An 8,383-nucleotide genomic window follows, 5' to 3' on the forward strand; every position below is an offset into this window, starting at 1 on the left:
TCAGCAGATAAAAGCGAGTAAAGATGCAGCAGTACTTTGCAGTTCAGGCTTTTACGGCCCTTGTTTCGATACTTATGCCGGCCGTTGTTTGGAGTCATTCCGGCGGATTGGATAACGTGGGTGGTCACGGCGATCGACGCACCGGCCTATACCATTGTCACCGCGCCACTTGCACAGAGAATGGGCCCCTTGAAGCACCCTCCGCGCCGTCGGCAGGGTCGGGCTATAAACGCGCCGATTGGCCTCATTGGCAAGACACCGACGGTGATTGTATGAACACGCGGCACGAGATGCTTGCGGCACAGGCGACCGGCCCGTTGACCCTATCGGCCGATGGCTGTTCTGTTGCCCGCGGTCAATGGCTCGACCCCTTCAGTGGAGCGTTATACACCCAAGCGAGCGATCTTGATGTCGACCACATAGTCCCCCTAGCTTGGACCCATCAGCACGGCGGCGCGCTTTGGTCTAAACAGCAGAAAGCGATTTTTGCTAATGATCCGGAGAATCTGTTGGTGGTCGATGACGGCCTGAATCAGGCCAAGGGTGCTCGGGGACCCGGTGATTGGCTGCCCCCTAACACCGGCTATCGTTGTGCCTACTTAGCCAGTTGGACGCGGGTGCTAAGCAAGTATCGCTTAAGTATGAGCACCCGCGAGGCCGCCCTGTTCCGTCGTCAACAACAGGACTGTCCTGCTTAAGTCATTTCGCTTGGGTCAAACGGCCTTGTGCTTAACCTGCAGGCGTCGCTGGTGCAGCAGCGGCTCGGTGTAGCCACTGGGTTGGCTTTGACCTTGGAAGATCAGGTCCACTGCGGCTTGAAAAGCCAGGCTGGCGGCAAAGTCGGGTGCCATGGGTTGGTAATTGCCATCAGGTCCGTTTTGCGCGTCCACGATCGCGGCCATGCGCTTCAATGACTGCATGACCTGCTCAGCCGACAGTAGGCCGTGGTGCAACCAGTTGCAGATATGTTGACTGGCAATCCGCAAGGTCGCCCGGTCTTCCATCCGCCCGATATCGTGGATATCGGGAACCTTCGAACAGCCAATGCCTTGATCAACCCAGCGCACCACATAGCCGAGCAGGCCCTGTATATTGTTGTCGAGCTCCTCTTGGCGCTCGGCCGCTGAGAGCGCGGCAGGGTCGGACAGCAGGGGAATGGTCAGCAGACTGGCCAACAAAGAGGCTGCGCTGCGCTGCTGGGGTGGTTGCTGATCCTGCAACCGATACTGGTCGAGCAACTCGGCCTGAACGCGAGCGACATCGACCTGATGGTAATGCAGGGCGTGCAGGGTTGCCGCCGTGGGCGATGGCACCCAGGCACAGCTGGCACCGGCTTGGGGGTGGCCGATCTTGGTCGCCATCATACTGGCCAGCGCATCTGGGATGGCCCACATACCCTTACCAATCTGGGCCTTACCGGCCAGCCCGGCGAGCAGACCGACGCGCACGTTATTGGCCTCATAAGCGGCTATCCACTGCTCGTCTTTCATCAACTCTTTGCGCACCACCGGCCCGGCCAACATGCTGGTGTGAATCTCATCGCCGGTGCGGTCTAAAAATCCGGTATTGATAAACACCAGGCGCTGCTGTGCAACGCGAATGCAGGCCTTCAGATTGACCGAGGTACGCCGCTCCTCATCCATAATACCGATCTTCAGGGTATTGGCCGGCAGCTCCAATAGGTCTTCAATACGGCTAAACAGGTCACAGCTAAACTGCACCTCCTCCGGGCCATGCATCTTGGGTTTGACTATATAGACGCTGCCAGAACGTGAATTGCCTTGTTGGCTCGGGCCATGCAGATCGTGCACGGCAATCAGGCAGGTTATTAATGCGTCCACTATGCCTTCCGGGACCGGTTCACCCTCAGGGCTCAAGAGCGCATCGGTGCTCATCAGATGACCCACCTGGCGAATAAACAGTAAACTGCGACCGGGCAAGGTGAGGCTGCCAGCATCCGGTGTCTGATAGGTGCGGTCCGGGTTGAGGGTGCGCACCAGCGTCTGGGCACCCTTGCTCAACGTGGCCTGGAGATCGCCCTTCATCAAACCCAACCAGTTTCGATAGACCAGGCACTTATCGGCGGCATCGACCGCAGCAATGGAATCTTCGCAATCTTGAATGGTCGTCAGCGCCGCTTCGAGCACCAGGTCCTTGACCCCCGCGGCATCGGTTTGCCCAATTAGATTGTCGCGGTCGATCTGGATTTCAATATGCAGGCCGTTTTGACGCAACAGAACCAGGTTGGGCTGCTCGGCTCGGCCGTTAAAGCCGACAAACAGCTCTGGTGCCACCAGGCCGGTACTAATATCACCGCTGAGTTCGACCACCAACTGCTGGCGCTCGACACGGTAGGCCACGGCATCGGCGTGGGATCCCTGCACCAGCGGCACGGCCTGATCGAGAAAGCGCCGACCATAGGCCTGCACCGCGCGACCGCGTTCGGGATCGTACGCCTCGGTGGCGGCTCGTTCGCTGCTCGCAGCTATTACATCGCTGCCATAGAGCGCATCGTAGAGGCTGCCCCAACGGGCATTGGCGGCATTGAGTGCGAACCGGGCATTCATCAGCGGCACCACCAACTGGGGTCCGGCGATCCGCGCTACCTCGGGGTCAACGTGCTCGGTGCTGATCTGAAAATCGGCCGGTTCCGGTACCAAATAACCAATGTCCCGCAAAAATTGTTGATAGCGTACCGGGTCTAAGGGTTGATTCTCAGGCGCTAGGTGAAAAGCATCGATCTGCGCCTGATACCGAACACGGGTTGCCAACAGCGCTTCATTTATGGGCATAAAATCGCTCAAGATACGCGTCGCGCCCGACCAAAACCGGTCGCTGTCGAAACCCAGACCGGGCAAAACCTCGGACTCGACGAACTGATAGAGTTCCGAGTCGATTCGATAACCCTCTTTAATTATAGCGTTGTTCATCTACCTCTCCCACGGGTCACTCCAACGAGCGACAGCCCAAACCGATAGGGTTCAGGCGCAATTGAATTTGAGTTTAGGCCCAGTCTCCTGGTTCAGGTCCAGAAACCTGGGTAGCCGACTTGGCTTTCGCTGGCGTTACAACACGGCTAAGCTCAGTGACCCGTCCAGTTCGATCAAATCGCAATTGGCACCTGGTCCACCGCGATCGATGACCATAAAATCACTTACCTGATGCAGGGCCAGACAATAATGGTGCCAGGTCCCAGCATGGTAATTGACACCCTGCTGAGGGCCGGCGAGAAAGGCTTGCAGTTGATTGATATCAAACTCACCAGCCGGTGCCACCACGACCCAATAGGGCTGATTCGATATAGGTATAAATGCTTGGCTGGAGAGCGGGTGCCGCTCCATCATGCGCAGCGCGACCGGTTGCACCAAGGGGGTCGAACGAAACATATTGATCAGGGTTCGACCGCCGTCTTTGGTAACATCGACGCTGGCCAGATCGTGATAGCGCTCAGTATGACCATCGTTGATGGCAAAATGAGTGGCCCGATCGCTAATTTCGATCACATCGCCAAAGGCAGCGAATGCTTCGCGGGTCAGGGGTTTGGGCTGCAGTACTCTAGGTTGTACAGTACGATTTGGCATCAGCGCGACTCCGTGCTTGAGCTTGGGCGGATTCGTCTCATGCCAAGGCCTCGCGCTTACCAAACACGCGCAGTCGCGACACCCCACCATCGGGATAGATACTCAAGCGAATGTGGCTAAAGGCCTGTTCTTTGGGCACCAGAATTTCCCGAATAAACAGATGTTCACGGTGTGCATAGAGCTTGGTTTGGCCAATAATCGGCTGCCAGTCTAGGGCTTGTAGCGCCGCTGGGTCGGCGCGCAAGGCGGCCACGGCGAGCGGATCGCCACTCGCCGTGGCGCCTTCGAGACTGAAGGTGTCGGGGTAATTGCCCTTAAAGTGGCAGGTGTCGACCAAGACTTTTTCAACGCTGCCCACCGTGGCCAGTTGAATAATCGACCAATCGGGGCCAGGATCGCGGCGCCGGCGGGTTTCCCAGCCGTCACCCATATTCTTGCCCCGTTCGGGCATGATCAGATTGTTCTTGTCGCTGTAAAACATATCGCTGACCAACAGGGCTTGGCCGCCATTTTTGATCGAGGCCAGATCGATCAGTTCGCCGTCGACAAAGTCGTGCCAATCGACTGCCACCTCACCGTAGACTCGAAAGCGCGCAATCCCGCCATCGGGATACATCTTCAGGCGTACATGGGTAAAGGCGCGCTCGTCATAAATGGCGACAACATTTTGGCTGTGCGCGCGCACGTCGGTTTTGCTCAGCAACGTCTGCCAGAGTGTGTCAGCATTGGGTTGGCCCGCGCTGTGGCAAGCCTCAATGGCCACAGCCTGAGGAGCGTTGCCGCGAAAATAGTTGGTGTCGATATCAAAACCGCGAATCACGCCGGCCATGCCCAGACGAATAATGCACCAGTCGAAGTCGGTCTCAGGACTGCGCGCGCCGGGTCGACCATAACTGCGACGAGACTCCCAGCCGTCCATCCACTTGCCCCGTTCGGTGAACTTATCATCGATAAAAACCCCCCGGCCGGCCTTGAGCAGATTCTCCATCTCGGCGAAGAAGTCATCACTGCAGGCCAGGGTTTCACCGCCGACTCGTTCACTCGCCAAGTCAACCCAACGGACCTTAAACTGCGCGTCGAGCTCGGCCTCGGGGCCGTGCAATAGATTTTGTGCCTGGTTCATCGTCAACGTTAAGGTCTCCACGGAAAGGGATTTGGCCCAGCGGGCAAGCTTGATCGAAAAAACTGACCGATCGGTTTGTTTGTTAACTTGACCCTAGGTATAAGGTTTGGTCACAAAAAATGCAAGCGCTAAATCGCTCTGAGTGGCTCGTTTGACGGGTTGTATTGATCGTTTAGGCGCTAGAAGGCCGGGCAGGATCCGGCCGATGAGCAGGCGGGTCGGTCGTTAGTCAGCCTCCGGCAAGGCCTCGAACTCGGCTCTTTTGCCGTCCATCCAGTCCTTCATCGCATTGGGGTCCTGCATCAACCCCATCATCTTATTCATCGCGGCCAAATGGGCCGGGTCGGACTGCGCAAACATGGCTTTGCCATGTTCTTGACTGAGCCCAGCGATCTCATCGAAGGTCTCGGCCTGAAAAACCAGGTCGCAGGCACCCCCTAACATTTGGCAGGTCATTTTTTTCATAGTGTCTCCAATTCTTAACGATCAGGGATACATCCATTCAAAGCACCCAACGCCCTCTTTAACAGGCTTTTCCAACTGACCCACCCAAAAAAAAGCGTTGATGCAATGGCTCTTGACTCGAAAGATAGTGCGCGATATTGGCCGGCAAAACAACCAGGATAGAGGTGCATCTGGCCAAATGGGGTTATTATGCCGTTATCGAAAAATAACAACCGGGCTATCCTGCCCGGCACAAGATCTCTAAGGACCGCTATGATTACCCATGAACCGAACCCCCAGTATCACGCCAATCCTGAGCGCTATGAGCAGATGCAATACGACCGATGCGGACGCAGTGGTTTAAAGTTGCCTAAGTTGTCACTCGGTTTGTGGCAAAACTTTGGTGCCGTCGACGCCCAATCCAATGCCCGCGCCCTGTTGCGCAAGGCATTCGATTTAGGCGTCACCCACTTCGACCTGGCCAACAACTATGGCCCCAACTATGGCTCCGCCGAATCGACCTTTGGTCAGCTCTATAAGCAGGATTTTACCCGGCACCGCGATGAGCTGATTATTTCCAGCAAGGCCGGTTATGACATGTGGCCCGGCCCCTATGGCATGGGCGGTTCACGCAAGTACCTGGTGTCCAGTTGCGACCAGAGTCTGGCGCGCACCGGCTTGGATTATTTTGATATCTTTTATCATCACTGCATGGACGCCGAAACCCCGATCGAAGAGACCATGCAGGCACTGGACTATATAGTCCGTTCCGGCCGGGCGCTCTATGTTGGCATTTCCAACTACCAGCCCACCGAAACCCTGGAGGCCATCCGCATCCTGCGCGACCTGGGCACTCCCCTGCTAATTCATCAACCGCGGTACAACATGTTTGATCGCTGGATTGAAGACGGTCTTACCCAGGTACTCCTCGATGAAGGGGTTGGCGCCATGGTCTTTTCGCCGCTGGCTCAGGGCCTGCTCTCGAATAAATATCTCAATGGGGTACCCGACGGTTCACGCGCCGCGCGCCCGGAATTGATCTACCTAAACGATAAGGATCTGACACCGGAAAAATTGACCAAGGTGAAGGCCCTGAATGAGATTGCCGAGGCGCGCAGCCAAAGCTTGGCCCAGATGGCCATTGCTTGGAACCTGCACAATGCCGCCGTCACCAGTTGTTTGATCGGCGCCAGCCGGGTTGAACAGATTGAAGACTCGGTTGCCGCCTTGGCTAAACTCGATTTCTCGGCCTCGGAATTGGCCGCGATCGAGACGATCTTAGGCTAGGCCGCTTTGGACCGATCAACTACCGTCGGGCCGAGTGGCCCGCTCGGGGTAGATCCGGGCTCAACTTTGCAGTTGCGTAGCCTTTGCGCCATCGGCCTTTGCTAATTGGCACCACTCCACGTAGGGTGCAACCATAGGCCACTATTCAACACTCATTAGTAAAAGAGACCCCACCCTTGCTAGTCCTCGAAGTAATATTAGTGCTGCTGACCTTTTTTTTCGGGGCATCTATCCTCTGGTCCACTCTTTTCTTGGGAATTCCACCCATGCCCAGCTCCAAAAAAGCACGCCAAGCGATGATCCAACTGAGTCATGAAACCGGGCTCGGGCCTATTTTTGAGCTCGGCAGCGGCTGGGGCAATCTGCTGATTCCGATGGCACTGAAACATCCGCAACGAAAAATAGTCGGTTATGAACTATCGCTCCTGCCTTGGCTGACAACGGCGGTGCTAAAAAGACTATTCAGGCTGAATAATTTACAGGTGTTTCGGAAGAATTTCTTACACGCAGACCTGAGCAGCGCTGCGCTTGTAATATGCTATTTATGCCCAAACGGCATGCACGATATTGAGACGCAACTGGCATCGAAGGATGGTAATTTAGAGTATTTGATCAGCAATAATTTCGCTCTGCCATCACACCAAGCGGTGGCAAAAATTCAACTAACAGACTTTTATAAATCGCCCGTTTATCTCTACAAGTTTAAACACGCTTAGGCCAAGGTCACCTGGATCGTGACCTAAAACCCAGCCGCCAAACTATTTCGCCTAAACAAACAGGTGACTAATTTCCTTCAATTCCGCCTTGCTGTTTAGCAACTCATCCGGTGTCAGGCCGGTCAATTCGTGCGGAAACACCAACCATTCGTCGCTGGTTTGAACATAATAGTCCGGCACCATGCTGACCTGGTTATTGTTCGGTTTGTACCATGGGCAGGCGATGCGCATATCGGTCGGGGTGTTTAAGCGCGAGAGCTTTTTAATCTGGGCGATCAGCGCATCAATGCTGCGGCCGGAATCGAACACGTCGTCGACGATCAACAGCTTATCGCCGGCATTGGCGTTTTCGATTAAATAATGCAGGCCGTGCACCTTAATCTCTTTCGATTGCTGACCAATGCCATAATACGAAGAGGTACGCACGGCGATGTGGTCGGTGACGATGCCTTTAAAATCAAAATATTCCTGCACAGCAATACCAATGGGTGCACCGCCGCGCCAGATACCGATAATAAAGTCTGGGCGAAAGCCATCTTCGAGCACTTGATTGGCGAGTCGAAAGGAGTCGATCAACAACTCTTGTGAGGTAATAAATTTCTTTTCTGACATGTCTAAAACCAAAGTTAACCGAGTGGCCAGATTATAGTCGAACCGAAAAGCCTTGTATGCCTTTACTGACCTCAAGAAGCTTTTGGCGAGCGAGACGGCGCTGCGGCGCAGGTCTAAGTGCTCGGCATAGTAAGATTTTCGCGTTTCGCCCGGCCTTAGGACTCACTCGCCGCTATGCCGGCTATCGAGGCCTGCTCTGAGGGCCAGTAGCCAAATTGCGCCTTAAAAGCGCGCGAAAAGCCTTCTTGTGAGCTGTAGCCAAAATTCAGGGCCACCTTGCCAACCCGCTCGCCACGCTTGAGGCCTTGTTGGGCCAAGGTCAGGCGCCATTGCCGAACATAGAGCATGGGACTCATACCGACCGTCAGATTGAACCGTTTAATAAAGGCGCTACGTGATAAACCAGCCGCTGCTGCCAGTTGATCGGTATTCCAGGGCACGGACGGCTTATCGTGGATGGCCACCAAGGCGAGCTTCAGCTGGTCATCGGCCAAACCGGCCATGGGTCCGCTGGCACATAAACCCTGCTCGATCGCGAAGCGCAGTAGGTATATGGTCAGGACTTCATAGAGTCGATCGAGCGCGGCCGGGCCGCCGCACCGCGGTGTTTGGGTCTCGTT

The 8,383-nt window shown here is 55.5% G+C and carries 9 protein-coding genes and 1 pseudogene; 4 read left to right on the forward strand and 6 right to left on the reverse strand.

The genetic code is table 11. From position 1 onward, the window contains the following. Window positions 1-74: 74 nt before the first annotated feature. Both AC4FIC_RS13045 and AC4FIC_RS13050 read left to right on the forward strand, forming a co-directional pair. Window positions 75-155 (forward strand): annotated as a pseudogene (locus AC4FIC_RS13045) (YHYH domain-containing protein); the annotation flags it as partial. 117 nt (window positions 156-272) lie between these two features. Further along, window positions 273-698, forward strand: coding sequence for an HNH endonuclease family protein (locus AC4FIC_RS13050; protein WP_273284997.1), 426 nt, complete (start codon window positions 273-275; stop codon window positions 696-698). 15 nt (window positions 699-713) lie between these two features. On the opposite strand, the gene AC4FIC_RS13055 is transcribed toward AC4FIC_RS13050, so the two are convergent. The 4 genes from AC4FIC_RS13055 to AC4FIC_RS13070 form a co-directional block, all read right to left on the reverse strand. Beyond that, the gene (locus AC4FIC_RS13055) at window positions 714-2,930 is read right to left on the reverse strand and encodes a malate synthase G (RefSeq protein ID WP_476194604.1); all 2,217 of its coding nucleotides are present in this window, start codon (window positions 2,928-2,930) and stop codon (window positions 714-716) included. A 135-nt stretch (window positions 2,931-3,065) separates the two neighbouring features. Next, entirely contained in the window at window positions 3,066-3,581 is a 516-nt protein-coding gene (locus AC4FIC_RS13060) for an ureidoglycolate lyase (RefSeq protein WP_273284993.1), read from the reverse strand. A 37-nt stretch (window positions 3,582-3,618) separates the two neighbouring features. Next, on the reverse strand, window positions 3,619-4,704 hold the full coding sequence (gene alc / locus AC4FIC_RS13065; RefSeq protein ID WP_476195085.1) for an allantoicase: 1,086 nt from the start codon (window positions 4,702-4,704) through the stop codon (window positions 3,619-3,621). Between the two features lie 225 nt (window positions 4,705-4,929). Then, complete coding sequence (locus AC4FIC_RS13070; protein WP_273284990.1) at window positions 4,930-5,169, reverse strand: DUF1059 domain-containing protein; 240 nt, start codon at window positions 5,167-5,169, stop codon at window positions 4,930-4,932. A 252-nt stretch (window positions 5,170-5,421) separates the two neighbouring features. Between AC4FIC_RS13070 and mgrA the strand changes: the two genes are divergently transcribed. Then, the gene (gene mgrA, locus AC4FIC_RS13075) at window positions 5,422-6,435 is read left to right on the forward strand and encodes an L-glyceraldehyde 3-phosphate reductase (RefSeq protein WP_100256822.1); all 1,014 of its coding nucleotides are present in this window, start codon (window positions 5,422-5,424) and stop codon (window positions 6,433-6,435) included. A 200-nt stretch (window positions 6,436-6,635) separates the two neighbouring features. After that, entirely contained in the window at window positions 6,636-7,151 is a 516-nt protein-coding gene (locus AC4FIC_RS13080; protein ID WP_273284987.1) for a class I SAM-dependent methyltransferase, read from the forward strand. Between the two features lie 51 nt (window positions 7,152-7,202). On the opposite strand, the gene AC4FIC_RS13085 is transcribed toward AC4FIC_RS13080, so the two are convergent. Then, entirely contained in the window at window positions 7,203-7,763 is a 561-nt protein-coding gene (locus AC4FIC_RS13085; RefSeq protein WP_100256820.1) for a phosphoribosyltransferase, read from the reverse strand. 155 nt (window positions 7,764-7,918) lie between these two features. Then, window positions 7,919-8,383: helix-turn-helix transcriptional regulator (locus tag AC4FIC_RS13090; protein ID WP_476195081.1), on the reverse strand; the 465-nt coding region annotated here is incomplete at its 5' end.

This window comes from Reinekea sp., assembly GCF_982785585.1.